Origin of the sequence: Streptomyces lasalocidi (assembly GCF_005280215.1) — a bacterium.
Taxonomy (GTDB): Bacteria; Actinomycetota; Actinomycetes; order Streptomycetales; family Streptomycetaceae; genus Streptomyces; species Streptomyces longwoodensis.
Genome location: NZ_SZNQ01000001.1, coordinates 1,636,321 through 1,660,321, shown reverse-complemented (window position 1 = coordinate 1,660,321; position 24,001 = coordinate 1,636,321). Strand labels below are relative to the sequence as shown.

Below are 24,001 nucleotides of genomic sequence, written 5' to 3'. Positions count from 1 at the left end.
CAGCTTCGGCGGTATGGTGGTCCCTCTGTCATCGGAAGGGGCGAGCGAGCGATGAGTACGGCGGAGGAGACGGCCGGCGGCGAGATCGAGCCGTGGGAAGAGGTCACCCCGGACGCGGCCAGGCGGCTGCTCGTCGCCGCCGTGGAGGCCTTCGCCGAGCGCGGCTACCACGCGACGACGACCCGTGACATCGCGGGCCGCGCCGGCATGAGCCCGGCGGCGCTCTACATCCACTACAAGACCAAGGAAGAGCTGCTCCACCGGATCAGCCGCATCGGTCACGACAAGGCCCTGGACATCCTGCGCACGGCCGCCCGGCGCGAGGGCACCGCCACGGAGCGCCTGGCCGACGCCGTCAGCTCCTTCGTCCGCTGGCACGCCGGTCGGCGCACCACCGCCCGGGTCGTGCAGTACGAACTGGACGCCCTCGGCCCCGGCGCCCGCGCCGAGATCCTCGAGCTGCGGCGCCAGGTGGACGCCGAGGTGCGCGGGATCGTCGAGGACGGCGTGGCCTCGGGCGAGTTCCGGGTGATCGACGTCAAGGGCACCACGCTCGCCGTGCTGTCGCTGTGCATCGACGTGGCCCGCTGGTTCAACGTCGACGGGCCGCGCACCCCCGAGGAGGTCGGCACGCTGTACGCCGACCTCGTGCTGCGGATGGTGGGCGCGAAGTAGGGAGCGGAGCGTGGTGCCCCGGTGCCGCGTGGCCTACAGGTAGTACCGGGAGACCGACTCGGCGACGCAGACCGGCTTGTCGCCGCCCTCGCGCTCCACGCTGAAGGCCACGGCCACCTGGACGCCGCCCGGGACGTCCTCGACGCCGGTGATCGTCGCGGTGGCGCGCAGCCGGGAGCCGACGGGCACGGGGGCGGGGAAACGCACCTTGTTCGTCCCGTAGTTGACGCCCATCTTCACGCCCTCGACGCTGATCAGCTGCGGCCCGAACAGGGGGAGCAGGGACAGCGTGAGGTAGCCGTGCGCGATGGTGGTCCCGAACGGGCCCGAGGCGGCCTTCTCCGGGTCCACGTGGATCCACTGGTGGTCCCCGGTGGCCTCGGCGAACAGGTCGATCCGCTTCTGGTCGACCTCCACCCAGTCGGTGTACCCCAGCTGCTCGCCCACGGCCGCCTTCAGCTCGTCGGGGGAGGTGAAGGTCCTCGGTTCTGCCATGTTCCCGGCCTCTCGCTCGGTCTCCGCGATGTCTAAGCAACTGCTTAGCATGGTCGGGCGGCGAGGGGATGTCAACGGACGGCGGCGCCGGCGCGGTGGGTAGGCTCCGGTGGGTGCCCCAGATTCCGGAGAAGATCCACGAGCTGACCGTCGGCCAGTTGTCCGCGCGCAGCGGTGCCGCGGTCTCCGCCCTGCACTTCTACGAGGCGAAAGGCCTCATCAGCAGCCGGCGCACGCCCGGGAACCAGCGTCGCTACAGCCGCGACACCCTGCGCCGGGTGGCCTTCGTCCGGGCGGCCCAGCGGGTCGGCATCCCGCTCGCCACGATCCGCGAGGCCCTGGCCCGGCTGCCCGAGGAGCGCACCCCGACCCGCGAGGACTGGGCCCGCCTCTCGGAGGCGTGGCGCTCGGAGCTGGACGAGCGCATCAAGCAGCTCAACCGCCTCCGCGACCACCTCACCGACTGCATCGGCTGCGGCTGCCTGTCCCTCAGCACGTGCGTCCTGTCCAACCCGGACGACGTCTTCGGCGAACGCCTGGTCGGCTCCCGCCTGATGGCGGAACGACGGCAGGAGGAAGGGGACTAGGACCCCGCCCAGGGGCGCGGGGAACTGCGCGACCGGCCACCACGCACCGCCAGCCGCCCGACCGCCCAGGCCCCCCTCCCGCTCCCCGCTCCGCGCTCCGCGCTACCGCGCTCACTCGTACTCCGTGCCGCCCTTCCGCGTCAGGTACGCCGCGCTGACCGCCTTCGCGATGGCCCGGCCCCCCGTCACGGGGCTGTACCGCTCCACCGCGGGCCGGATCACGACGCCCTCCCGCAGGTGCAGCCCCCGGCCGGACACGGTCTCACGGCCACTGGCGTGCTCCAGCACCGTCGCGCTGTCGTACGGCCCCTCGAAGAGCCGTGGCACCAGCGGGAGTTCGTCGCCCAGCACCTCGGCCGGGTCCAGCCAGGTCACCGTGGAGCCGATCTCCGCGGAGACGTCGAACACGGCGTACCCCAGGGTGTCGCGCCGCCCGTCCGCGCCGTACGTCAGGTCCTGCACGCCCGCCCCGTACACCTCGCCGAAGACGCCGACCCGTCGCGCGCCCAGCCGCTCGGCGAGCCGGGCCGCGGCCTCGGCGACGCCGTGGCCCCGCACCGCCCGCCAGTAGAGGTTGCGCGGATCTTCCATCAGGGCCAGGGACTTGGCGCCGAAGCCCTTGGAGGAGACGTACGCCCGGCCCTCGTCGGCGACGTAGGTGAGCAGGCAGGCCGAGCCGTGCAGCTTCTCGGTCAGGACGACCGGCTCGCCGGGGGCGAAGATGTCCGGATACCGCTGCACGTTCTCGATGTCGACCCAGGGCAGCAGCGCGGGCGCGGACTCCACCTCGCCGTCCATGGTGGGAGGGATCGGCGGCACCCATTTGGTGATGCCCAGCCGTTCGGCGAAGTCGGTGCCCTCGGCCGCGGCCCGGGCGAGGTCGACGTCCGCCAGCGCCCCCGGCCGGCACACGATGCCCTGCGAGAGCTCTCCGCGCAGCCGGACCGCCTTGACCCGGTCCGCGTTCCCGCCCGCGAGCCGCCCGGTCAGCCCCAGCTCCTCGATCAGCCCGGCCGGCAGCACCGCCTGCTCGGGGATGTACACGGCCACGTCACCGGTGCGGTACACGCCCTTCGCCACGACCGCGCGGTACAGCCCGACCTGCGCCAGCTCCAGCGCATCGGCGTTCGGGTGCTCGTGCACGGTCAGCACTTCGGCGGTGACGCGCAGCGTCGACATGGCCGTCTCCCAGGGATGTTGATCAGCTTGCCGGACTCATCGACCCCACTGTCCCGCCCCCGAAATCCTTGGCTCCACCGGATTACCCGCTGCTACCGTCACGCTCTTCGGCCGACGCGAGGGACGGCCTCGGCCGTGGACAGCGGGCTCCCCCGGACTGTCCTACGACGACCGCTGGGCGCACCCGTACTGGCGTACCGCCTCCGCCACCAACTGAGCGTTGGACACGGCCCGGCGGCCGTCCGGCAGGACGAGGGTGTCCTCCAGGCCGATGCGGGTCGGGTGGCCGAGGCGGGCGGCCAGGGCGAGGACCGGCCAGGTGGACGCCTCCTCGCCGTGCAGGAGGACCGGGCGGTCGTGGGGGATCGCGGCGAGTTCCGCGAGCAGGGCGTGGGCCGACTGCACGGCCGTCGCCGGGTCGGGGTCCGTCACCTCGGCCAGGACGCGCAGGACCGCCGGTGCCAGGGGTGAGGCGGCGAAGCGGGCCGCGCCGTCCGTGCCGGACCAGATGCCGGCCTCGACGGCGACGCCCCGGTCGAGCAGGGCGGCGGCCAGCTCCTGCGCGCCCGGCTCGTGCCAGTTGACCGACGCGTGGTCGGGCAGCACCGTCCAGCGGCGGACCCGGTCGACCCGTCCCGACGGGCCGTCCTCCGCCCAGGCGCCCGTGGTCACGCCGACGGGCACGTCCACGCGCTCCCGGATCGCCTCCAGCGTCGCCGCGACCGCGTCCGGAGCGAGCGTGTCCCGGCCGCACGGCGTCTTCGGGTGGACGTGGAGGTCCGTCGCCCCGGCCGCGACCGCCTCGGCGGCGGACCGGGCCAGCGCGGCGGGTGACAGCGGCACCGCCGGCGAATCGGCGGCCGTACGCGCTCCGTTCAGACAGACCTGCACCATGCCCCGATGGTGACACGTCCCCGGGAACAGGGGTGCGGCATCCCCGGCGCACCCCCGCCGTGCGGTCAGGCCGACATCAGCAGCCGTCCGCGCCGGGCGGCACCCAGCGCCCCGGGCGTGAGCACCGGCCGCGGGACGAGGATCCCGCAGTCCGCGCAGACCGGGCCGGCGGACGGCTCGTGGTCGAGGTCGTCCCTCCAGTCCAGCCGCTCACCGTCGCACACCGGGCAGCACGAGCCCGGCGCCCGCTCCAGCGCGGCGATCAGCCGGCGCAGCACCTCGGCCAGCGGTTCACGGGGGTGGACCCGCGGGTCGTCGCACCACGCCACACCGAAGCCGCCCCAGGTCAGCCGGTGCCAGTCGTCGACACTGCCCGGCCTGCGCAGCCCGTCGTGCTTCTCCTTCCTCCGCCGTTCGGCGAACTCCACCTCGTACGCGAGCCACACCGCGCGGGCCTCCTCCAGCTCCTCCAACGCGGCCACGAGCCGCGCCGGGTCGGGGGATCGGTCCTCGGGTCCGAACCCGGCCCGCGAGCACAGGTGGTCCCACGTCGCCCGGTGCCCGTAGGGCGCGAACCGCTCGAGGCACTTGCGCAACGAGTACCGCCGCAGTGCCAGGTCGCACCGCGGGTCGCGCACCTGTCTCGCCAGACTCCGGAAACCGGCCATCGCCTTGCACCTCCGTCACATCTGCACCTGTACTTCGGTCACTTCGGCGCCGCCGCGCCGACAACGCGCGACGTCGTCGAAGAGACGTACCGACAGGCGATTCGGCTCCACTCGATCTCCGTGCCGTCGTGGGGGCTGTCGTAAAGCCGTCGTAGGGACCTGGAAAAGTGACGCATGCTCATCTTCACTCCGTGCGATACCGGCGGTAACCTTCCGGCCACCCCAGTCGCTAGGAGCTGCCCATGCCACGGCGAACCTCCCGCGCAACCCTCGACAGACTGAGAACTCCCGGCAGATTCCCCGGGTTCCTGAAGAGCGCCTCGGTATGCGTCCTCATTGCGGGGCTGTTGTCCCCGCTCACCCAGACGGCCGCGTCCGCCGCCGGAACCGCCGCCCCGAACGACCACTGCGGCGGCCAGTGTTCCGACATCCTGCCGCCCGGCGAGAACGGCAACGCCACCCTCGCCCAGATCCTGCTCAACCAGGCCTTCGGCACCCAGCCCGGGCACGCCGAGGACCAGCTCGGCCCCTACGCCAACCTGGCCAAGGGCTACCCCTCGCTGACCAACGCGACGGTCAACACCTTCTTCAACGACGCCTCGTTCGGCGTCCCCTCCGACCAGGTCGCCTCCACCGAGAAGCCCGCCGGGCGCGGCGACGTGACGATCGTCCGCGACAAGAAGACCGGTGTGCCGCACATCACGGGCACCACGCGCTACGGCACCGAGTTCGGCGCCGGGTACGCCGCCGCCCAGGACCGGCTCTGGCTGATGGACGTCTTCCGGCACGTGGGCCGAGGCCAGCTCACCGGCTTCGCCGGCGGCGCGCCGTCCAACCAGGGCCTGGAGCAGCAGTTCTGGCGCAACGCCCCGTACACCGAGGCGGACCTCCAGGCGCAGATCGACAACGCCGTGGCGAACAACGGCGCCCGCGGCCAGCAGGCGCTCGCCGACGTCAGGGCCTACCTCGACGGCATCAACGCCTACATCGACGCCTCCGACAGCGGCCGCTACTTCCCCGGGGAGTACGTGCTCACCGGCCACAAGGACTCCATCACCAACGCCGGCACGATCGACCACTTCAAGGTGACCGACCTGGTGGCGCTGGCCTCGGTGGTCGGCGCGCTGTTCGGCTCCGGCGGCGGGGGAGAGGTCAACAACGCCCTGTCCCTGCTCGCCGCCCAGGAGAAGTACGGCGTGGCCGAGGGGACCAAGGTCTGGGAGTCGTTCCGCGAACGCAACGACCCCGAGGCCGTGCTGACCGTCCACGACGGACAGGGCTTCCCCTACGCCACCCGGCCGGACACCCCCCAGGGCGAGGCCCTGCCCGACGCCGGCTCGGTCGCCGAGGAACCGCTGGTGTACGACCGCACCGGCAGCGCGGCGACGGCCACCGCGAGCACCGCCTCCCGCACGGCCGCGGCGACCGCCCTCGGCTCCGCCCGGCGCGGCATGTCCAACGCCCTCGTGGTCAGCGGGAAGTACACGGCGAGCGGCCACCCGGTCGCCGTCTTCGGCCCGCAGACCGGCTACTTCGCCCCGCAACTGCTCATGCTCCAGGAGATCCAGGGCCCGGGCCTGAGCGCCCGCGGCGCCTCCTTCGCGGGCCTGAGCATGTACGTCGAACTGGGACGCGGCCAGGACTACGCGTGGAGCGCCACGACCTCCGGCCAGGACATCATCGACACCTACGCGGTCGAGCTGTGCCAGGACAACTACCACTACCTGTACCGCGGCACCTGCACGGCGATGGACAAGGTCGAGCAGAAGAACGCCTGGAAGCCCACCACGGCCGACGGCACCGCGGCCGGCTCGTACACGATGCGGGTCTGGCGCACCCGGTACGGGCCCGTCGAGTACCGGGCCACCGTCGGCGGCAAGAAGGTCGCCTACACCACCCTGCGCTCCTCCTACCTGCACGAGGCCGACTCCATCATCGGCTTCCAGATGCTGAACGACCCGGACCACGTCAAGGGCCCCGACAGCTTCCAGAGCGCGGTGCAGCACATCAACTACACCTTCAACTGGTTCTACGCCGACGCCACCCACACCGCGTACTACAACAGCGGCGACAACCCGGTACGGGCGGGCGGGGTCGACGCCGAGTTCCCGGTCTGGGCGCAGCCGGCGTACGAGTGGCGCGGCTGGGACCCGGCCACCAACACCGCCACCTACACCCCGGCCTCCGCGCACCCGCACTCCACCGACCAGGACTACTACATCTCCTGGAACAACAAGCAGGCCAAGGACTACACGACCGCGCCCTGGGGCGACGGGTCCGTGCACCGCGGCAACCTGCTGGAGGACCGGGTGAAGAAGCTGGTCGCCGCCGGCGGCGTCACCCGCGCCGCGCTGGTCAAGGCCATGGGCGAGGCGGCCCTCGCCGACCTGCGCGCCGAGGACGCCCTGCCGGACCTGCTGAAGGTGATCACCAGTTCCCCGGTCACCGACACCACGGCCGCCGCGGCCGTGGGCACCCTGCAGACCTGGCTCACGGCGGGCGGCCTGCGCACGGAGACGTCGGCCGGCTCCAAGACGTACGCCAACGCCGACGCGATCCGCCTGCTGGACGCCTGGTGGCCGCTGCTGGTGAAGGCCGAGTTCCAACCGGGCCTGGGCAGCGACCTGTACACGGCGATCACGAACAACCTGCCCGTCGACGAGACCCCTTCGGCCGGCCACGGCCCGACCGGCTCGCACGCCGGCAGCTCCTTCCAGTACGGCTGGTGGAGCTATGTCGACAAGGACATCCGCGCCGTGCTCGGCCAGTCCGTGCAGGGACCGCTGGCGCGGACCTACTGCGGTGGCGGCAGCCTCGGCGCCTGCCGGGACGTGCTGATCAGCTCCCTGAAGGAGGCGGCCGGCAAGACCGCGGCCCAGGTCTACCCCGGCGACGACCAGTGCTCGGCGGGCGACCAGTGGTGCGCCGACGCGATCGTCCAGCGCACCCTGGGCGGCATCAAGCACTACCGGATCAGCTGGCAGAACCGTCCCACCTACCAGCAGGTCGTGGAGTTCACCTCGCACCGCTGACCGGCCGCCCCGGCCGGCACCGCGCGACGGCGGCGGGCCCGTCCCCCAGGGACACGGGCCCGCCGCCCATGCTCACCGGTACAGCAGGTACTCCCGCCGCACCCGGCGGAACGCGTCCAGCTCCGCCTGCCAGCCCGCCACCACCTCGTCGGGGCCGGCGCCCGCGTCGATCGCCGTGCGCACCCACGTGGAGCCGGTCAGCTTGTCGATCCAGTGGTCCGCGCGCCAGGCGAAGCCGCTCCACACCCGCCTGGCCGTGACCAGCAGCGCCACGCCGGTGCGCACCGGGTCGTAGGCGTCCCGGTCCTGGACGTGGATCTGCACCCCGCCGACGGTCTTGCCCTGGAACTTGGAGAAGGTCGGCGCGAAGTACGCCTCCCGGAAGCGCACCCCGGGCAGCCCGAGGGCGCCTGCGGCGGCGGCCCAGCGCCCGTCGAGGCCCTCGGCGCCCAGCAGTTCGAACGGCCGGGTGGTGCCGCGCCCCTCCGACAGGTTGGTCCCCTCGAAGAGGCAGGTGCCGGAGTAGACGAGCGCGGTGTCGGGCGTGGGCATGTTGGGGCTCGGCGGCACCCAGGGCAGCCCGGCCGCGTCGTACCACTGCGTCCGCCGCCAGCCGGTCATCGTGACGACGTCCAGTTCCACCGGCGCGGACAGGAACGCGCCGTTGAACAGACGGGCCAGCTCGGCGACCGTCATGCCGTGCGACTGGGCGATCGGCTGCCGGCCGACGAAGGTCGCGAACTCCCGGTGCAGCACGGGGCCGGTGGCCGCCCTGCCGGTCACCGGGTTCGGCCGGTCCAGTACCACGCACCGCAGGCCGGCCAGCGCCGCGGCCTCCATGCAGTCGTACAGCGTCCAGATGTAGGTGTAGAAGCGGGCGCCGACGTCCTGGATGTCGAAGACGACCGTGTCGACGCCGGACGCGGTGAAGACGTCGGCGAGCGCCCGGCCGCTCTTGAGGTAGGTGTCGTAGACCGGGAGGCCGGTCGCCGGGTCGTCGTAGCGGCCCTCCGAGCCGCCGGCCTGGGCCGTGCCCCGGAAGCCGTGCTCCGGGCCGAAGACCGCCGTCAGGCCGACGCGGGGGTCGCGGTGCATCACGTCGACGATGTGCTCGGCGGCCCGGGTGACGCCGGTGGGGTTGGTGACGACGCCGACCTTCTGGCCGGCGAGCAGGGCGTAGCCGTCGGCCGCGAGCCGTTCGAACCCGGTGCGCGGACGCTCGCGGTGCCGGGGCGCCGCCGGGGCCGCCGCCAGCGAGGTGGAGGCGAGCAGGCTTCTTCGGGACAGGTGCATGGATCCTCCGGTGGGTCGTCGCATGCGAGGCCGGACAGGCGCTGTTCCCCCGCCCCTAGGTTGGGTCACTTCCCCTTCCCTCACACATACCGACCGGTTAGTCTGTCCCGGCACAGCCGCCCCCGCGCGCAAGTCGTGTCGAAGGAGACCGATGGTGGAAGCCCTGCACAACGCCGGAGTCGTCGTCACCGGAGCCGGAGGGGGGATCGGGGCCGCGCTGGCCCGCCGGTTCGCCGCCGAGGGGGCCAGGGTCGTGGTCAACGACCTGGACGCGGACAAGGCCGGGGCCGTCGCCGAGGAGATCGGCGGGACGGCCGTGCCGGGGGACGCCTCCGCGGTCGTCGACGCCGCCCGCGACGCCCTGGGCGGCACGGTCGACGTGTACTGCGCCAACGCCGGGGTCGGCTCCGCCGGGAGCGAGGCCGCCGACGAGGACGTGTGGGCCCGGGCCTGGGACGTCAACGTGATGGCGCACGTCCGCGCCGCCCACGCCCTGCTGCCCGGCTGGCTGGAGCGCGGGCACGGGCGGTTCGTGTCGACCGTGTCCGCCGCGGGACTGCTCACCATGATCGGTGCCGCGCCGTACAGCGTCACCAAGCACGGCGCCTACGCCTTCGCCGAGTGGCTGTCGCTGACGTACCGCCACCGGGGCGTCAAGGTGCACGCCATCTGCCCCCAGGGCGTGCGCACCGACATGCTGTCCGCCACCGGCACCGCCGGCGACCTGGTGCTCAAGCCCACCGCCATCGAACCGCAGGACGTCGCGGACGCGCTGCTCAAGGGCATGGAGGAGGACCGGTTCCTCATCCTGCCGCACCCCGAGGTCGCCGCCTACTACCAGGCCCGCGCCGCCGAACCGGACCGCTGGCTGACCAGCATGAACCACCTCCAGCAGAAGTGGGAGGCCACCCGGTGACCGCCTCGCGCTACGCGGCCAGGCCCTGGCTCGCCCTCCTCGACGACGCCCAGCGGGCCCCGATCGACCCGGCCGACTCCCTGGTGCACGCCCTGCGCCGGGCCGCCGCCGAGGCACCCGAACGGCCCTTCCTGGCCTACTTCGACGGACAACTGACCTACCGCGAGGTGGACCGGCTCAGCGACTCCGTCGCCGGGCACCTGGCCGCCCGCGGACTCCGGCGGGGCGACCGGGTGGCCGTCCTGCTGCAGAACTCGCCGCACTTCGTGCTCGCGCTGCTGGGCGCCTGGAAGGCGGGCGCGACCGTCGTGCCCGTCAACCCGATGTACAAGTCGGCCGAGGTCGCCCACGTGCTGCGGGACGGGGAGGTGGCCGCCCTGGTCTGCGCCGACCGCGCCTGGGAGTCGTACCTGCGCGCCGCCGCCGCCGACTCGCCCGTGCGGATCGTGCTCACCGCCTGCGAACTGGACTTCCAGACCCGCGACGACGCGCGCGTGCTGACCTTCGCACGGCTCCCGCAGACCGACGACGCCGACGACCTCGCCGCCGTCGCCCACGCCGGGCGCCCCGCCCCCGAGGGGCGCGACCCGGCCCCCGACGACATCGCGCTGATCAGCTACACCTCCGGCACCAGCGGCACGCCCAAGGGCGCCACCAACACCCACCGCAACATCATGGTCAACGCCGAGCGCCAGCGCACCGGCCTGCGGCTGCCCGAGGCGCCCGTCTACTACGCGCTCGCGCCGCTGTTCCACATCACCGGCATGGTCTGCCAGCTCGGCGCCTGCCTGAACAGCGCCGGCACCCTCGTGCTGACGTACCGCTTCGAGCCCGGTGTCGTCCTGGACGCCTTCGCCGAGCACCACCCGCACTACACCGTCGGCCCCTCCACCGCCTTCATGGCGCTGGCCGCCCACCCCGCCGTCACCCGCGAGCACTTCGCGTCCTTCGTGAACATCTCCTCGGGCGGCGCGCCCCTGCCGCCGGCCCTGGTGGAGAAGTTCCGGGCGGGCTTCGGACCGTACATCCGCAACGGCTACGGGCTCACCGAGTGCACGGCGCCCTGCGCGTCCGTCCCGCCCCACCGGGAGGCACCCGTCGACCCCGTCTCCGGGACGCTCGCCGTGGGCGTGCCGGGACCGGACACGGTCGTGCGGATCGTGGACGACACGGGCGCGGAGGTGCCCTTCGGCGAGCAGGGCGAGATCGTCGTCCGCGGCCCCCAGGTCGTCCCCGGCTACTGGCGGCGGCCCGACGCCACCGCCGAGACCTTCCCCGACGGCGAACTGCGCACCGGGGACATCGGCTTCATGGACGAGCAGGGCTGGCTGTACGTCGTCGACCGCAAGAAGGACATGATCAACGCCTCCGGCTTCAAGGTGTGGCCCCGCGAGGTGGAGGACGTGCTCTACACCCATCCGGCGGTACGCGAGGCGGCCGTCGTCGGGGTGCCCGACGGCTACCGCGGGGAGACCGTCAAGGCGTACATCAGCCTGCGCCCGGGCGTCGGGGCCGACCCGGATGAACTCGCGGTGTACTGCAAGGAGAGACTGGCCGCCTACAAGTACCCGCGGCAGGTCGAGATCCTCCCCGACCTGCCGAAGACGGCGAGTGGGAAGATCCTCCGGCGGGAACTGCGTTCCCGCACGCACGACGGCCGGTAAGGCGAACGGAAAGGCAGGTGGCGGCAGTGCCCAGGACGACGGACGGTGACGGGACCCCCGTGCCGCAGCGGCTGCTGGCCGCCGCCACCCGGCTCTTCGCCGAGCAGGGCTACGACCGCACCTCGGTGCAGGAGATCGTCGAGGCCGCCGGCGTCACCAAGGGGGCGCTGTACCACTACTTCGGCTCCAAGGACGACCTCCTGCACGAGGTGTACGCGCGGGTGCTGCGCGTCCAGCAGGAGCGCCTGGACGCGTTCGCCGGCGCCGACGCACCCGTCGAGAAGCGGCTGCGCGACGCGGCGGCGGACGTGGTGGTGACCACCCTCGACAACCTCGACGACGCCTCGATCTTCTTCCGGTCGATGCACCACCTCAGCCCCGAGAAGAACAAGCAGGTGCGCGCCGAGCGCCGCCGCTACCACGAACGCTTCCGCGCGCTGATCGAGGAGGGCCAGCGCGAGGGCGTCTTCTCCACGGCCACCCCGGCGGACCTGGTGGTCGACTACCACTTCGGCTCGGTCCACCACCTGTCCACCTGGTACCGCCCCGACGGCGAGCTCAGCCCGCAGGAACTCGCCGACCACCTGGCCGACCTGTTGCTGCGCGCCCTGCGTCCGTGACCGCGACGGCGGCCGGCCGGGGCGCAGTGGCCCCGGCCGGCCGGTCCGTCACAGGTACTTCTTCAGCTCCCGGCGCGCCAGCGACCGCTGGTGCACCTCGTCGGGCCCGTCGGCGATCATCAGCGTGCGGGCCCCGGCGTACAGCTCGGCCAGCGGGAAGTCCTGGCTCACCCCGCCCGCGCCGTACAGCTGGATCGCCCGGTCGATGATGTCCACGACCGCGCGGGGCGTGGCGATCTTGATGGCCTGGATCTCGGTGTGGGCACCGCGGTTGCCGACGGTGTCCATCATCCACGCGGTCTTCAGCACCAGCAGCCGCAGCTGCTCCACGGTCACCCGGGCGTCGGCGATCCAGTTGTGCACCACGCCCTGCTGGGCCAGCGCCTTGCCGAACGCCGTCCGGGACACCGCCCGCCGGCACATCAGCTCGATCGCCCGCTCGGCCATGCCGATCAGCCGCATGCAGTGGTGGATGCGGCCGGGACCCAGCCGGGCCTGGGCGATGGCGAAGCCGCCGCCCTCCTCGCCGATGAGGTTCGTGACCGGCACGCGCGCGTGGTCGAAGACCACCTCGGCGTGGCCGCCGTGGGAGTGGTCCTCGTAGCCGAAGACCTTCATGGCGCGCCGCACCGTGACGCCCGGGGTGTCCCGGGGGACCAGCACCATGGACTGCTGGCGGCGCACGTCCGCGCCGTCCGGGTCGGTCTTGCCCATCACGATGAAGATCTTGCAGTCCGGGTTCATCGCCCCGGAGATGTACCACTTGCGGCCGGTGATCACGTACTCGTCGCCGTCCCGCTCGATGAGCGTGGTGACGTTGGTGGCGTCCGAGGAGGCCACCTCCGGCTCGGTCATCGCGAACGCCGAGCGGATCTCACCGGCCAGCAGCGGCTCCAGCCACTGCTTCTTCTGCTGCTCGTCGGCGAACTGGGCCAGCACCTCCATGTTCCCGGTGTCCGGGGCCGCGCAGTTCAGCGCGGTCGGCGCGAGCTGCGGGGAGCGGCCGGTGATCTCGGCGAGCGGCGCGTACTGGAGGTTGGTGAGCCCGGCGCCGTACTCCTCGTCCGGCAGGAAGAGGTTCCACAGGCCCTGGCGGCGCGCCTCCGCCTTCAGCTCCTCGACCACCGCCGGGGTGTCCCACGGCGAGGACAGCAGGGCGCGCTGCTCCTCGGCCACGGCCTCGGCGGGGTACACGTGCTCGTCCATGAAGGCGAGCAGCTTGGCGCGCAGTTCCTCGGTGCGGGCGTCGAACGCGAAGTCCATGGCCGGTCAGCCTTCCTGAAGAGTGGTCAGTCCGTGGTCGATGAAGACGGGGACGAGCTCGCCGATCCGGTCGAAGCCGCGCCCGACCGTCTGTCCCAGCGTGTACCGGTAGTGGATGCCCTCCAGGATCACGGCGAGCTTGAACCAGGCGAACGCCGTGTACCAGGAGACGGCCGAGACGTCGCGCCCCGACCCCGCGGCGTACCGCTCGACGAGCTCCCGCGGGGAGGGGTGCCCGGGCGCCGCGGCCGTGGTGGACACGGGCGAGTCGGGCAGGCCCAGCGGCATGCTGTACATCACCAGCAGGCCGAGGTCGGTGAGCGGGTCGCCGAGGGTGGACATCTCCCAGTCGAGGATGGCCCTGATCCGGTCGTCGTCCCCGATGAGGACGTTGTCCAGCCGGTAGTCGCCGTGCACGACCGCCGGGGCGGGGGAGTCGGGCAGCTCCCGGCCGAGCGCGGCGTGCAGTTCGTCGATGCCGGCCAGGTCGCGGCTGCGCGAGGCGTCGAGCTGCTTGCCCCAGCGGCGCAGCTGGCGGTCCAGGAACCCCTCGGGCCGGCCGAAGTCCGCGAGGCCGACCCCGGCCGGGTCCACGGCGTGCAGCTCGACCAGGGTGTCCACCAGGGACAGCACCGCGTTGCGGGTGCGCTCGGGGCCGAGCGGGGCGAGCTGGTCGGCGGTGCGGTACGGGGTGCCCTCGACGAACTCCATGACGTAGAAGGGGGCGCCGAGCACGTCCTCGTCCTCGCACAGCAGCACCGGCTCCGGCACCGGCACGCTCGTGGGGTGCAGGGCGCTGATCACCCGGTGCTCGCGCCGCATGTCGTGCGCGGTGGCGAGGACGTGGCCCAGCGGGGGCCGCCGCACGACCCAGCGGGCGGTGCCGTCGGTGACGGCGTACGTGAGGTTCGAGCGTCCGCCCTCGATCAGCCGGCCGCTGAGAGGACCCCCCACCAGACCGGGCCGCTCGCGGTCGAGCAGGGCGCGCAGCCGGTCCAGGTCGAGGCCGGGCGGGTGGTCGGGGCTCATGCGGGCTCCTACGGGCTGGGGCAACGGAACTCGACTCATGATGCCGACCGGTCGGTATGTCGTCCAGTGGGGCGGCCCAACGTGATCGGGGCCACCTTATGTTTTTCGGCCCGGCCGGGGCAGGGACCGCCCGGGGAGGGGTACTGCAACGGGGCCGGCGCGGGCGGACGCGCCGGCGGACAGGTCGCCGCGCGGACGGCGCCCCCCCGGGCGCCCGGCTTGCGCGGCACGGGCTCACCCCGGAGGGTCGGTGGCATGAAGGGCATCAGTTACAACCAGTACGGCGGACCGGAGGTCCTGACGTACGGCGAGGTCCGCGACCCCAAGGTCGGACCCGACGCCGTCCTGGTCAAGGTCCGGGCCGCGTCGGTCAACCCGGTCGACTGGAAGGCCCGCCAGGGCTACCTGGACGGCATGCTGGAGGCCGTCTTCCCGGTCGTCCCCGGCTGGGACGTCTCCGGCGTCGTCGTCCAGCCCGGCGTGTCCGTGACCGAGTACGCGGCCGGCGACGAGGTCATCGGCTACGTCCGCGAGGACTTCCTGTCCCGCGGCACCTTCGCCGAGTACGTCGCCGCCCCGGTGCGCACCCTGGCCCGCAAGCCGCGCTCCCTGTCCTTCGAGGAGGCCGCGGGACTGCCGCTGGCCGGGCTCACCGCCTACCAGGTGCTCACCGGGGCGCTCCAGGTCGGGCGCGGCGACACGGTGCTCGTGCACGCGGCGGCCGGCGGCGTCGGCTCGATGGCCGTCCAGCTCGCGCACCACCTCGGCGCCCGCGTCATCGGCACGGCGAGCGAACGCAATCACGACTTCGTGCGCTCCCTGGGCGGCGAGCCGGTGGCCTACGGCGACGGACTGGCCGACCGGGTGCGGGGGCTGGCCCCCGAGGGGGTCGACGCGGCCTTCGACACGGTCGGCGGCGACGCGCTGAAGGCCTCCGTGAACCTCCTCACCCCCGAGGGCCGGCTGGCGTCCATCGCCGACGGCGACGTCGTCGGCTACGGCGGCCGCTACGTCTGGGTCCGCCCGGACGCCGAGGACCTGGCCCGGCTGTCCGACCTGGCCGACCGGGGCGTGGTCTCGGTGCCCGTGGCGGAGACGTTCCCGCTGGAGCGCGCGGCGGACGCGTACCGCCTGAGCGAGGAGGGCCACGCCCGCGGCAAGATCGTGGTCACGGTCGACTGGGAGGACCCGGCACCGGAACCGGGCACCACGGGGGCGACGGGGTACTGAGCCGGGGGGCGAGGGCGGAACCTGTTGCAGGAGCGTCACGCCTCCCGGGGTGTCGCTCTGGCTCCGATCCGATTCCGCCGGGTCATCGCCGCCTGAGCCCCCGGACGGCCCTCCCGCACCACAGAGACGCCCCGCCGGTCGCCGCCCGGCAGGGCTCTCTCATGTCCAGGGAGAGCCATGGAGGCCCGCGGCGGCCCTTAGGCGGTCACAGGCGGCTCCTCGTCGTCAGCGCGATGCGGCTCCTCGGGCGCCTCGGGCCCGATCGCCCCGCCCTTGATGGGAGTAGCCGCCTCGTCCTGATTTGCCTTGAATCGTTGCCACGCGTCGCGTACCGCCCCAGCGGAATCGATCACGTCCGGGACTTGGTCCAGCAGCCCTTTGAGCGCAAAGAGCAGCACTGAAGCCACGCCAGCGATGGCGAGAACAATGATGATGGCGGTGCCGTCCACCGATCCTTACCTTCCCTGTCATGGGTCGGATCGGGTGCGCAGGCAGCCTCGATCCGAACCCTTCGGTTCGGACCGAGACACCTGCGCTGGCGCGTACACAAATGTTCTCGGGGTGGGCCGTTCGTCGGCCCTCGTTCAACAAGCAAAGGCAGAAAGTCAGTCAGATTCGTCGACCAGCAGCACGGCTCACGTCAACGGAACTCGGGCGACGTAGGTGCACCCAAATCCAGCTTGCTGAGGCCAACGAGTCCTGGCAGAGGCTTACTTGAGGTGTCCAGGTCCACCTCATCCAGAACTGTAGCGCATGGCGGGTGGCCTCCAACATCTGCAACTGAGCCCATCCCCGCTCCTGGATCAGGCAGTTGTGGTCAGACCACCACCGGTCTCGGGTTCCGTGGGCCCGGCGGCATTGGCGCTCACACAGCTGCCACCGGGTGCCGGTCAGCGGCATGATCGGCACCGCGCGACAATGAGAGCATGCTCCCGCACCTGGTGTAACTCGGTGTTGGTGTGCTACTTACTCGGCACATCGGAGTCCGAGCTCGCAAATGTCAACCTCTGGTCGCTGTGATGCGTGTTGACCGTTGAATCAGGCGAGGCCCCGGGAGGACACCTTCCGCGTTCCCAGCGCTGGCGGGTACGACCGGACACACCGGGTGAGGGGCTTCAGGGCGCCGGAGACCCCATCGGAGGCCGGGACAATATACGCCCGCGTCTCCCGGCTCGGCTGCACAGGCGCCAGAGGGAGCCCTGCAAGGGAATGTCCCTCCGTAGGCAACCGATCACTCAAGCTGCGGCTACGTGAGACCACCCATAGACGCCGAACCCCGACACCTCACGCCACCAGCACCGCCGCGCACACCGCCAGCGCCACCGCGCACAGCACGGCCGCGGTGGCCTGCCGGGCGGGCAGGGGCGCCGGGCGGGCCGTGCTCGCGAGGGCCAGGATGCGGCGCTGGGCCACGAGCAGGAAGGTCACCCACAGCGCGCAGCACACGGCGCACGCGACGACCGCGGCCGGCGAGGCCCCGCCGTGCAGGGCCGCCCGCACCGCGAGCACCGCGGCGACGGTGCCGGCCAGCGTCGTACGCCGCCAGGCGAGCCGGGTCCGCTCGGGCTGGAGCCCGGGATCCCGGTCCGCGGGCGCCCCGCGACGGTTCGCCCCGCCCGCCCCGGCCTCCTCCCGGCTCACCCCTCCCACCCGGCGAGCACCACGACCACCATCGCCACGGCCACCACCGCGACGACCACCCCGAGCAGGGCCGGGAACCGCGACGTCGGCAGGTCCTCGCCGCGCCGCATCGCCCGCTCGCAGCGCACCCAGTGGTTCACCGCGCGCAGCGAGCACAGCACCCCGGCCGCCAGCAGGGCGAGCGCCAGCCCCACGCGCCAGCCCCAGCGCAGGTCGGGCAGGAACTGGTCGACCGCGAAGCCGCCGCCGATCAGCGCCAGGGCGGTGCGCAGCCAGGCCAGGAACGTGCGCTCGTTCGCCAGCGAGAACCGGTAGTCGGGCGTGCTGCCCTCCTCCCGCACCTGCTCGGGCGCGAACCACAGGCGGACGTTCCGCACGAAGTCGATCACGCCCAGGACATTACCGGGCGCCCGGCGCGGGCCGCCCGCCGTCAGTGGGCCGCCCGGAACTCCCTGAGCCGCTCGTGGGCCGCGAGCCCGTCCGGCACCCACTCCCAGGAGGCCAGGCGCCGCTCGACCTCCTCCTCGGGCAGGAAGTCGTGCCAGGCCACCTCCTCCACCTGGGGGTGCACCGGCAGCGTGCAGCGGACCTCGTAGACCGCCGACCACCAGCTGTGGCCCGCCCCGTCGTCGTAGAGGAACTTGAACAGGAACTCCGGCCGGGGCAGGCCGCTCACCCCCAGCTCCTCCTCGGCCTCGCGCAGCGCCGCGTCGTCGTAGGACTCGCCCGCGCCGACCACCCCGCCGACGAACATGTCGTACAGCGACGGGAAGACCAGCTTGTCCGGGGTGCGCCGGTGGACGAAGAGCCGGCCGTCGGCGTCCCGGGCCCGCACGAACACGCAGCGGTGGCGCAGGCCCTCGGCGTACGCCCGGCCGCGCGGCGCCTGCGCGACGACCCGGTCCTGCTCGTCGACGATGTCGAGGATCTCGTCAGCAGCGCTCATGCGGGCCATCCAAGCACGCGCGTTCAGCGCGGCTGGAGGTCGGGCACCTGCTCGTGCGGGGCGGTGCCCCGGGGCATCGCCGGGTGCAGCCCGAGCAGCACGATGCCCGCGACGATCGCCGCGAGGCCCGCCGCCTCCCAGGCCAGCGCGCCGGTGTCGGTGTGCAGCCGGTCGCCCAGGAAGCCCACCCCGCAGGCGATCCCGGCCAGCGGCTGGGCCGCGGTCAGCGCGGGCAGCGACATGCGCAGCGGGGCCGTCTCGAACGCGCTCTGCACCAGCACCAGACCGGTCACCCCGATCACCAGCACGCCGTACGGCTGCCACCCGGTCAGCAGCTCCGTGAACCCGCCGTCCGCGAAGCGCTCCCCGCTCACCCGGGTCAGCGCGTCCTGCACGCCGTAGAGCAGCCCCGCCGCGAGGGCCAGCAGCACCGGGCCCGCGCTGAGCCGCGAGCGCTTGGCGTACGTGGTCAGCAGCAGGGCGAGCCCCACCATCACGCCGATGATCAGCCAGTGCCGCAGCGGGTCCGTGACCGCCGTGCCGCCGCGTGGCTCGCCCGCCACGATGAACGCCGTCACCCCACCGGCCAGCAGCGACAGGCCCGTCCAGCCCTGGCGGCCGAGGGGCTGCCGGGTGCGGCGCCGGGACAGCGCGAGGGCGAACAGCAGGTTGGTCGCCAGCAGCGGCTCGACCAGGCTGACTTCGCCGCGGCCGAGCGCGAGGGCGCCGAGCACCATGCCGGCCACCATCAGGGCGATGCCGCCCAGCCAGGTCGGCACACGCACCAGGTCGAGCAGCAGCCGCGGTGAGAGGAAGTCACCGAGCGGCGCCCGCTGTGCGGCGGCCTGCTGGAGGACGAACCCGAAACCCAGACAGCACGCGGCACTCACGGCGAGAGCGAGAACCAGAACCGACACGCTGCGCACCTCGATCAATCCGGCCGGGCCACGGGTCGTGGCTGCCGACTGTAGCGTCCTCGTGCCCGCACCGGCCCGGGGAATGTCCGGAATGACGTATTCCGGGCAGTCGCTCCATGCTCGGGTGTCCGGCGCTCCACCGCCATGGCGCACGCCACACGCACCTGTGGGAAACCTGAGGGACGTGCCTCGGTGGGACAGGTGAGAAACGGTGACGAAAGTCTGACGGACCCCGGCCGTCCCTGGCCCCGCCCGGCCCCGAGTGCTCGAATGGACCCCGTGGACCCCGAACACCCGGAGGAACGCGGCGCCCCCGTCGGCCGGCGCGTCTTCCTCGGCACCCTGGGCCTCGGCGCACTCGGCGTCGTCGCCGCACCCACGCTGCAACGCGGCCTGGAGGCGTTCCTCGGCAGCGCCGCCGACAAGGACCCCACGGGCCTGACCGGACTGCTCCCCAACGGCGGCGGCTTCCGCTACTACTCGGTGACCTCCTCGGTCCCGCGCAAGAACGCGGCGACGTACCGCCTCACCGTCGACGGCCTCGTCGACCGCCCGCGCCGCTACACCCTCGCCGACCTGCGGGCCCTGCCCCAGACCCGGCTGGTCAGGGACGTGCAGTGCGTCACCGGCTGGCGGGTCCCGGGCACCCCCTTCGAGGGCGTGCGGCTGTCCGCGCTGCTCGACGCGGCCGGTGTACGGGCGACGGCGGGCGCGGTCCGCTTCACCTGCTTCGACGGGGCGTACTCGGAGAGCCTCACCCTGGAGCAGGCCCGCCGGCCGGACGTCCTGGTCGCCCTGCGCATGAAGGACGAGGACCTCGGCCACGACCACGGCGGCCCGGTCCGCCTCTACGTGGCCCCCATGTACTTCTACAAGTCCGCCAAGTGGCTGTCCGGCATCACCGTCACCGAGGACGTGCGGCCCGGCTACTGGGAGGACCGTGGCTACGACGTCGACGCCTGGGTCGGCCGGTCGAACGGACGCGACGATGACCCTACGAGCTGACCCCGCCCCGGCGGCCGCCACCCGCGTCCCGCGCTTCGGCCCCGCCCAGCGCCGGGTCCACCGCGCCACCGCCCTGCTCATGGGCGTGTGCGTGGTCACCGCCGCGTGCCTGTACGTCCCGCAGCTCGCCGAGCTCGTCGGCCGCCGCGACCTGGTCGTCCGCATCCACGAGTGGGCCGGGCTCGCGCTGCCGGTGCCCGTCCTCGCCGGGCTCGCCTCCCGCGCGTTCCGCGCCGACCTGGGCCGGCTCAACCGCTTCGGCGCGCACGACCGGCGCTGGCTGCGGGCCGCCCTGCGCCGGGACAAGCGCCGGGAGGCCCGTCCGGCGGGCAAGTTCAACGCCGGGCAGAAGGTCTACGCCTCCTGGGTGGCCGGGGCCACGCTGGTGATGCTCGGCACCGGGCTGCTGATGTGGTTCACCCACCTCACCCCGATCCAGTGGCGCACCAGCGCGACCTTCGTCCACGACTGGCTGGCGCTGACCCTCGGCATCGTCCTCGCCGGCCACATCGGCATGGCCCTGGGCGACCCCGAGGCCCGCCACGGCATGCGCACCGGCTGGGTGAGCGAGGACTGGGCCGACCGGGAACACCCGCTGTGGCGCAGGTGAGCCGGCCGGCCCCGACCTAGATGACCAGCGACAGGAGCAGCACCAGACCGCCGCCGACCACGGAGATGATGGTCTCCATGACCGACCAGGTCTTCACGGTCTGGCCGACGCTCAGCCCGAAGTACTCCTTCACCAGCCAGAACCCGGCGTCGTTGACATGGCTGAAGAACAGCGAGCCGGCGCCGATGGCGAGGACCAGCAGCGCGGTGTGGGTCGTGGACATGTCGGCCGCGAGCGGGGCCACCAGTCCGGCCGCGGAGACCGTCGCCACGGTCGCCGAACCGGTCGCCAGCCGGATCGCCACCGCGATCAGCCAGGCGAGCAGCAGCGCCGGGATCGACCAGTCCTTGGAGATCTCCAGCACCATCTGGCCCACGCCGCAGTCGATCAGCGTCTGCTTGAAGCCGCCGCCCGCGCCGACGATCAGCAGGATGCCCGCGATGGGCATGAGGCCCTTCTCGACCAGTCCGGAGATCCTCTCCTTGCCGAAGCCGGCGGGCCGGGCCAGCGTGAAGATGCCGACGAGCACGGCGGCGAGCAGGGCGATCAGCGGCGAGCCGATCACGTCGAAGACGCGCTGCACGGTGTGCTCGGGGTCGTCCACCACGATGTCGACCAGGGCCTTGGCCAGCATCAGCACGACCGGCAGCAGGATCGTGGCCAGCGTCGCGCCGAAGCCGGGGCGCCGCTCCAGCTCCTCCGATGGGCGCTGCGGGATCATCCGGTCGGGGGCCGGGACGTCCACCCAGCGGGCCGCGACCTTGGAGAACAGCGGACCGGCGACGATCACCGTGGGGACGGCCACCAGCACGCCGAGCGCCAGCGTGACGCCCAGGTTGGCGCCGACCGCGTCGATCGCGACCAGCGGACCGGGGTGCGGCGGCACCAGGCCGTGCATCACGGACAGGCCGGCCAGCGCGGGGATGCCGATCCGCATGAGGGAGTAGTTGCCGCGCTTGGCGACCATCAGCACCACGGGGATCAGCAGGACGACGCCGACCTCGAAGAACAGAGGCAGGCCGATCACCGAGGCGATCAGCACCATCGCCCAGGGCAGCGAGCGGCCGCCCGCCTTCTCGAGGATCGTGTCGACGATCTGGTCGGCGCCGCCTGAGTCGGCGAGCATCTTGCCGAGGATCGCCCCGAGGGCGATCAGCACGCCCACTCCGGCGACCGTGCTGCCGAGGCCGGTGGTGAAGCTGGTGATCACCTTGTCCAGCGGCGCCCCGGCGACCGCGCCCAGCGCGAGCGAGCCGATGGTCAGGGACAGGAAGGCGTGCAGCTTGAACTGGGTGATGAGCAGGACGATGACGGCGATGCCCACCAGGACGGCTATGCCCAGCTGGGCGTGTCCGGCCGAGGTGATGGGCTCGACGGGGTCCGCTGCCAGCATCTCGACGCTGAGTGTGGTCACGGGTTTCCTTGCAGAGAGGGGGCCGACGGGGGAGTGCGGCCGGGGTGGTGTGAGGTGCTGCCGGACCTACGGGGCCGGGTCGGGGAGCCGGTCCAGCGCGGCGACGGCGCGCTCGGCGATCTCCTCGGGGCCGCCGGCCACGTCGACGCCGACGCCCGCCTCGTCCGCCCCGAGCGGCTGGAGCGTGGCGAACTGGGAGTCGAGCAGCGCGGTCGGCATGAAGTGGCCCTGCCGGTGGGACATCCGGTCCTCGATGAGCGCCCGGTCGCCGGTGAGGTGCACGAACACCACGCCGGGAGCGGCGGCCCTGAGCCGGTCGCGGTACGACCGCTTCAGCGCCGAGCAGCTGACCACCCCGCCCAGTCCGGCCCGCTCGTGGGCCCAGGCGCCGATGGCGTCCAGCCACGGCCACCGGTCCGCGTCGTCGAGCGGCACCCCGGCTGTCATCTTGGCGATGTTGGCCCGCGGGTGGAAGTCGTCGCCCTCGGCGTAGGGAACGCCCAGCCGGGCGGCGAGCAGGGGACCGATGGTGGTCTTGCCCGTGCCGGCGACGCCCATCACCACGACGACGTGGGGGGTACGCATCACTGCCTCGCTGTCCTCTTCGACATCCGACACCGACACCCGGTGTCGGCCACGATGAAACCCATTAGGTACGACGAATTCAAGACCTTGTGACAAATAAGTCTGACTTTTTGGCTCCGTGATCCACCCCGTACGCTGAGTGCATGAGCACATCGGGCAGGGGGCTGCACGGCCGCGTACTGGACACCCTCGGCCCCGACATCACGGCGGGCGTATACCCCCCGGGCAGCGTTCTGCGCACCGACGAGCTCGCCCAGCGCTTCGACGTCTCACGGTCGGTGATGCGCGAGGCGGTCCGGGTCCTGGAGTCCATGCACCTGGTCGCGTCCCGCCGCCGCGTGGGCGTCACGGTGCTCCCGTCCGCCGAGTGGAACGTCTACGACCCGCAGGTCATCCGCTGGCGCCTGGCGGGCGCCGACCGGCCGCGCCAGCTGCGCTCGCTCACCGTCCTGCGCTCGGCCGTCGAACCGGTCGCGGCCGGCCTCGCGGCCCGCAACGCCACGGCCGAGCAGTGCGCCGCACTGACCGAGTGCGCGCTCGGCATGGTGGCCACCTCGCGCGGCCACCGGCTGGAGGAGTACCTGGTGCACGACATGGCCTTCCACCGGGTCATCCTCACCGCCTCCGGCAACGAGATGTTCGCCCGGCTCGGGGACGTCGTCGCCGAGGTGCTCGCGGGCCGCACCCACCACGAAGTGATGTTCCCGGACCCCGACCCGGCCGCGGTCACCCTGCACGTGCAGGTCGCGGAGGCGGTCCGCGAGGGCGACGCCGCCCGCGCGGAGGCCCTCACCCGCGAGATCACCGTGGGCGCGCTGCAGGAACTGGACATCCTGGCGCCGTAGCGGGTGCCCCGTCACTCAGGCGCCGGGGAAGTCCCCGTCGACGTACGCCCAGGCCCCGTCCACCCGCTCGAAGCGGCTGCGCTCGTGCAGCGCACCGCCCCGGTAGGAGGCCCGGAACTCCACGACCCCGGTGGAGTGGAACGCGGTCCCGTCCTCGGTCGCCAGGATCTCCAGGCCCGTCCAGCGCGTCCCAGGGTCGAGGTCCAGCCGGGCGGGCCGGGTCCGCGGGTGCCAGGTCCGCAGCAGGTAGTCCGCCTCGCCCCGGGCGAACGCGCTGTAGCGCGACCGCATCAGCCGCTCCGCGGTCGGCGCGACGGCCGCACCCCGGTGGAAGCGCCCGCAGCAGGCGTCGTAGGACTCGGGCAGCCCGCACGGGCAGCCGGAGGGCCCGGAGGCGGGCCGGGGAGCGGACCGGGCGGGGCGGGGGGTACGGGCGGGGCGACGGGCCATGGCCACCATTGTCGCCGACGAACCGGACCGGACCGGACGGGGA

At 72.9% G+C, this 24,001-nt stretch carries 25 protein-coding genes; 10 read left to right on the top strand and 15 right to left on the bottom strand.

Annotated features, from left to right (window positions below):
- Nucleotides 1-51 precede the first annotated feature (51 nt).
- The gene (locus tag E4U91_RS07385; RefSeq protein WP_137306081.1) at nucleotides 52-675 is read left to right on the top strand and encodes a TetR/AcrR family transcriptional regulator; all 624 of its coding nucleotides are present in this window, start codon (nucleotides 52-54) and stop codon (nucleotides 673-675) included.
- 33 nt (nucleotides 676-708) lie between these two features.
- On the opposite strand, the gene E4U91_RS07380 is transcribed toward E4U91_RS07385, so the two are convergent.
- On the bottom strand, nucleotides 709-1,170 hold the full coding sequence (locus tag E4U91_RS07380) for a MaoC family dehydratase (protein WP_137306080.1): 462 nt from the start codon (nucleotides 1,168-1,170) through the stop codon (nucleotides 709-711).
- A gap of 113 nt (nucleotides 1,171-1,283) precedes the next feature.
- Between E4U91_RS07380 and soxR the strand changes: the two genes are divergently transcribed.
- Nucleotides 1,284-1,757, top strand: a complete 474-nt coding sequence (soxR, locus tag E4U91_RS07375; protein ID WP_137306079.1) for a redox-sensitive transcriptional activator SoxR — start codon at nucleotides 1,284-1,286, stop codon at nucleotides 1,755-1,757.
- 111 nt (nucleotides 1,758-1,868) lie between these two features.
- Here the strand turns inward: soxR and E4U91_RS07370 are convergent, their stop codons facing one another.
- The 3 genes from E4U91_RS07370 to E4U91_RS07360 form a co-directional block, all read right to left on the bottom strand.
- Nucleotides 1,869-2,936 (bottom strand): RNA ligase (ATP), encoded by a 1,068-nt coding sequence (locus E4U91_RS07370; RefSeq protein WP_137306078.1) that lies wholly within the window; start codon nucleotides 2,934-2,936, stop codon nucleotides 1,869-1,871.
- A 162-nt stretch (nucleotides 2,937-3,098) separates the two neighbouring features.
- Complete coding sequence (locus E4U91_RS07365) at nucleotides 3,099-3,830, bottom strand: 3-keto-5-aminohexanoate cleavage protein (RefSeq protein WP_137306077.1); 732 nt, start codon at nucleotides 3,828-3,830, stop codon at nucleotides 3,099-3,101.
- A 65-nt stretch (nucleotides 3,831-3,895) separates the two neighbouring features.
- Nucleotides 3,896-4,498, bottom strand: coding sequence for a hypothetical protein (locus tag E4U91_RS07360; RefSeq protein ID WP_137306076.1), 603 nt, complete (start codon nucleotides 4,496-4,498; stop codon nucleotides 3,896-3,898).
- 242 nt (nucleotides 4,499-4,740) lie between these two features.
- Here E4U91_RS07360 and E4U91_RS07355 point away from each other — a divergent pair, with 242 nt between their 5' ends.
- Nucleotides 4,741-7,530 (top strand): penicillin acylase family protein, encoded by a 2,790-nt coding sequence (locus tag E4U91_RS07355; RefSeq protein ID WP_137306075.1) that lies wholly within the window; start codon nucleotides 4,741-4,743, stop codon nucleotides 7,528-7,530.
- Nucleotides 7,531-7,602: 72 nt separating this feature from the next.
- Here the strand turns inward: E4U91_RS07355 and E4U91_RS07350 are convergent, their stop codons facing one another.
- Nucleotides 7,603-8,823, bottom strand: coding sequence for an exo-beta-N-acetylmuramidase NamZ family protein (locus E4U91_RS07350; protein ID WP_137306074.1), 1,221 nt, complete (start codon nucleotides 8,821-8,823; stop codon nucleotides 7,603-7,605).
- A gap of 151 nt (nucleotides 8,824-8,974) precedes the next feature.
- On the opposite strand from E4U91_RS07350, the gene E4U91_RS07345 reads away from it, so the two are divergent.
- From E4U91_RS07345 to E4U91_RS07335, 3 genes are read left to right on the top strand one after another with little or no spacing between them, the layout of a single operon-like run.
- Nucleotides 8,975-9,739: an SDR family oxidoreductase gene (locus E4U91_RS07345; RefSeq protein WP_137306073.1), complete on the top strand. Its 765-nt coding sequence runs from the start codon at nucleotides 8,975-8,977 to the stop codon at nucleotides 9,737-9,739.
- Entirely contained in the window at nucleotides 9,736-11,403 is a 1,668-nt protein-coding gene (locus E4U91_RS07340; RefSeq protein WP_137306072.1) for a class I adenylate-forming enzyme family protein, read from the top strand. The genes E4U91_RS07345 and E4U91_RS07340 overlap by 4 nt, the downstream gene beginning before the upstream one ends.
- 26 nt (nucleotides 11,404-11,429) lie before the next feature.
- Nucleotides 11,430-12,023, top strand: a complete 594-nt coding sequence (locus tag E4U91_RS07335) for a TetR/AcrR family transcriptional regulator (protein WP_137306071.1) — start codon at nucleotides 11,430-11,432, stop codon at nucleotides 12,021-12,023.
- A gap of 48 nt (nucleotides 12,024-12,071) precedes the next feature.
- On the opposite strand, the gene E4U91_RS07330 is transcribed toward E4U91_RS07335, so the two are convergent.
- Both E4U91_RS07330 and E4U91_RS07325 read right to left on the bottom strand, forming a co-directional pair.
- Entirely contained in the window at nucleotides 12,072-13,286 is a 1,215-nt protein-coding gene (locus E4U91_RS07330; RefSeq protein WP_137306070.1) for an acyl-CoA dehydrogenase family protein, read from the bottom strand.
- A gap of 6 nt (nucleotides 13,287-13,292) precedes the next feature.
- Nucleotides 13,293-14,315 carry a phosphotransferase family protein gene (locus E4U91_RS07325; protein WP_137306069.1) on the bottom strand — a complete coding sequence of 341 codons (1,023 nt, stop codon included), beginning with the start codon at nucleotides 14,313-14,315 and terminating at the stop codon, nucleotides 13,293-13,295.
- Between the two features lie 255 nt (nucleotides 14,316-14,570).
- On the opposite strand from E4U91_RS07325, the gene E4U91_RS07320 reads away from it, so the two are divergent.
- The gene (locus E4U91_RS07320) at nucleotides 14,571-15,545 is read left to right on the top strand and encodes an NADP-dependent oxidoreductase (RefSeq protein ID WP_137306068.1); all 975 of its coding nucleotides are present in this window, start codon (nucleotides 14,571-14,573) and stop codon (nucleotides 15,543-15,545) included.
- 197 nt (nucleotides 15,546-15,742) lie between these two features.
- Here the strand turns inward: E4U91_RS07320 and E4U91_RS07315 are convergent, their stop codons facing one another.
- The 5 genes from E4U91_RS07315 to E4U91_RS07295 form a co-directional block, all read right to left on the bottom strand.
- Entirely contained in the window at nucleotides 15,743-15,994 is a 252-nt protein-coding gene (locus E4U91_RS07315) for a hypothetical protein (RefSeq protein ID WP_137306067.1), read from the bottom strand.
- A gap of 835 nt (nucleotides 15,995-16,829) precedes the next feature.
- Complete coding sequence (locus E4U91_RS07310) at nucleotides 16,830-17,186, bottom strand: DUF202 domain-containing protein (protein ID WP_137306066.1); 357 nt, start codon at nucleotides 17,184-17,186, stop codon at nucleotides 16,830-16,832.
- Nucleotides 17,183-17,575 (bottom strand): YidH family protein, encoded by a 393-nt coding sequence (locus tag E4U91_RS07305; protein ID WP_067235108.1) that lies wholly within the window; start codon nucleotides 17,573-17,575, stop codon nucleotides 17,183-17,185. The genes E4U91_RS07310 and E4U91_RS07305 overlap by 4 nt, the downstream gene beginning before the upstream one ends.
- A 41-nt stretch (nucleotides 17,576-17,616) precedes the next feature.
- The gene (locus E4U91_RS07300) at nucleotides 17,617-18,132 is read right to left on the bottom strand and encodes an NUDIX hydrolase (RefSeq protein ID WP_137306065.1); all 516 of its coding nucleotides are present in this window, start codon (nucleotides 18,130-18,132) and stop codon (nucleotides 17,617-17,619) included.
- A gap of 23 nt (nucleotides 18,133-18,155) precedes the next feature.
- On the bottom strand, nucleotides 18,156-19,049 hold the full coding sequence (locus E4U91_RS07295) for a DMT family transporter (RefSeq protein ID WP_137306064.1): 894 nt from the start codon (nucleotides 19,047-19,049) through the stop codon (nucleotides 18,156-18,158).
- Between the two features lie 270 nt (nucleotides 19,050-19,319).
- On the opposite strand from E4U91_RS07295, the gene E4U91_RS07290 reads away from it, so the two are divergent.
- A complete protein-coding gene (locus E4U91_RS07290) occupies nucleotides 19,320-20,054 on the top strand; it encodes a molybdopterin-dependent oxidoreductase (RefSeq protein ID WP_137306063.1) in 735 nt (244 codons plus the stop codon).
- Entirely contained in the window at nucleotides 20,038-20,664 is a 627-nt protein-coding gene (locus E4U91_RS07285; RefSeq protein WP_137306062.1) for a cytochrome b/b6 domain-containing protein, read from the top strand. Before E4U91_RS07290 ends, E4U91_RS07285 begins: the two co-directional genes overlap by 17 nt.
- Nucleotides 20,665-20,680: 16 nt before the next feature.
- Here the strand turns inward: E4U91_RS07285 and E4U91_RS07280 are convergent, their stop codons facing one another.
- Both E4U91_RS07280 and E4U91_RS07275 read right to left on the bottom strand, forming a co-directional pair.
- Entirely contained in the window at nucleotides 20,681-22,078 is a 1,398-nt protein-coding gene (locus E4U91_RS07280; protein WP_137306061.1) for a GntP family permease, read from the bottom strand.
- 66 nt (nucleotides 22,079-22,144) lie between these two features.
- Nucleotides 22,145-22,663, bottom strand: coding sequence for a gluconokinase (locus E4U91_RS07275; protein ID WP_137306060.1), 519 nt, complete (start codon nucleotides 22,661-22,663; stop codon nucleotides 22,145-22,147).
- A 143-nt stretch (nucleotides 22,664-22,806) separates the two neighbouring features.
- Here E4U91_RS07275 and E4U91_RS07270 point away from each other — a divergent pair, with 143 nt between their 5' ends.
- The gene (locus E4U91_RS07270; RefSeq protein ID WP_137306059.1) at nucleotides 22,807-23,508 is read left to right on the top strand and encodes a FadR/GntR family transcriptional regulator; all 702 of its coding nucleotides are present in this window, start codon (nucleotides 22,807-22,809) and stop codon (nucleotides 23,506-23,508) included.
- Between the two features lie 15 nt (nucleotides 23,509-23,523).
- On the opposite strand, the gene E4U91_RS07265 is transcribed toward E4U91_RS07270, so the two are convergent.
- Nucleotides 23,524-23,958 (bottom strand): YchJ family protein, encoded by a 435-nt coding sequence (locus tag E4U91_RS07265; RefSeq protein WP_168218076.1) that lies wholly within the window; start codon nucleotides 23,956-23,958, stop codon nucleotides 23,524-23,526.
- Between the last annotated feature and the right edge of the window lie 43 nt (nucleotides 23,959-24,001).

Excerpts from the sequence above, each read along its gene's own strand:
- E4U91_RS07385 (WP_137306081.1), top strand. The coding sequence starts at position 52 with ATGAGTACGGCGGAGGAGACGGCCGGCGGCGAGATCGAGCCGTGGGAA.
- E4U91_RS07380 (WP_137306080.1), bottom strand. The coding sequence starts at position 1,170 with ATGGCAGAACCGAGGACCTTCACCTCCCCCGACGAGCTGAAGGCGGCC.
- E4U91_RS07370 (WP_137306078.1), bottom strand. The coding sequence starts at position 2,936 with ATGTCGACGCTGCGCGTCACCGCCGAAGTGCTGACCGTGCACGAGCAC.
- E4U91_RS07365 (WP_137306077.1), bottom strand. The coding sequence starts at position 3,830 with ATGGTGCAGGTCTGTCTGAACGGAGCGCGTACGGCCGCCGATTCGCCG.
- E4U91_RS07360 (WP_137306076.1), bottom strand. The coding sequence starts at position 4,498 with ATGGCCGGTTTCCGGAGTCTGGCGAGACAGGTGCGCGACCCGCGGTGC.
- E4U91_RS07355 (WP_137306075.1), top strand. The coding sequence starts at position 4,741 with ATGCCACGGCGAACCTCCCGCGCAACCCTCGACAGACTGAGAACTCCC.
- E4U91_RS07350 (WP_137306074.1), bottom strand. The coding sequence starts at position 8,823 with ATGCACCTGTCCCGAAGAAGCCTGCTCGCCTCCACCTCGCTGGCGGCG.
- E4U91_RS07345 (WP_137306073.1), top strand. The coding sequence starts at position 8,975 with ATGGTGGAAGCCCTGCACAACGCCGGAGTCGTCGTCACCGGAGCCGGA.
- E4U91_RS07330 (WP_137306070.1), bottom strand. The coding sequence starts at position 13,286 with ATGGACTTCGCGTTCGACGCCCGCACCGAGGAACTGCGCGCCAAGCTG.
- E4U91_RS07325 (WP_137306069.1), bottom strand. The coding sequence starts at position 14,315 with ATGAGCCCCGACCACCCGCCCGGCCTCGACCTGGACCGGCTGCGCGCC.
- E4U91_RS07320 (WP_137306068.1), top strand. The coding sequence starts at position 14,571 with ATGAAGGGCATCAGTTACAACCAGTACGGCGGACCGGAGGTCCTGACG.
- E4U91_RS07300 (WP_137306065.1), bottom strand. The coding sequence starts at position 18,132 with ATGAGCGCTGCTGACGAGATCCTCGACATCGTCGACGAGCAGGACCGG.
- E4U91_RS07290 (WP_137306063.1), top strand. The coding sequence starts at position 19,320 with ATGGACCCCGTGGACCCCGAACACCCGGAGGAACGCGGCGCCCCCGTC.
- E4U91_RS07285 (WP_137306062.1), top strand. The coding sequence starts at position 20,038 with ATGACCCTACGAGCTGACCCCGCCCCGGCGGCCGCCACCCGCGTCCCG.
- E4U91_RS07275 (WP_137306060.1), bottom strand. The coding sequence starts at position 22,663 with ATGCGTACCCCCCACGTCGTCGTGGTGATGGGCGTCGCCGGCACGGGC.
- E4U91_RS07270 (WP_137306059.1), top strand. The coding sequence starts at position 22,807 with ATGAGCACATCGGGCAGGGGGCTGCACGGCCGCGTACTGGACACCCTC.
- E4U91_RS07265 (WP_168218076.1), bottom strand. The coding sequence starts at position 23,958 with ATGGCCCGTCGCCCCGCCCGTACCCCCCGCCCCGCCCGGTCCGCTCCC.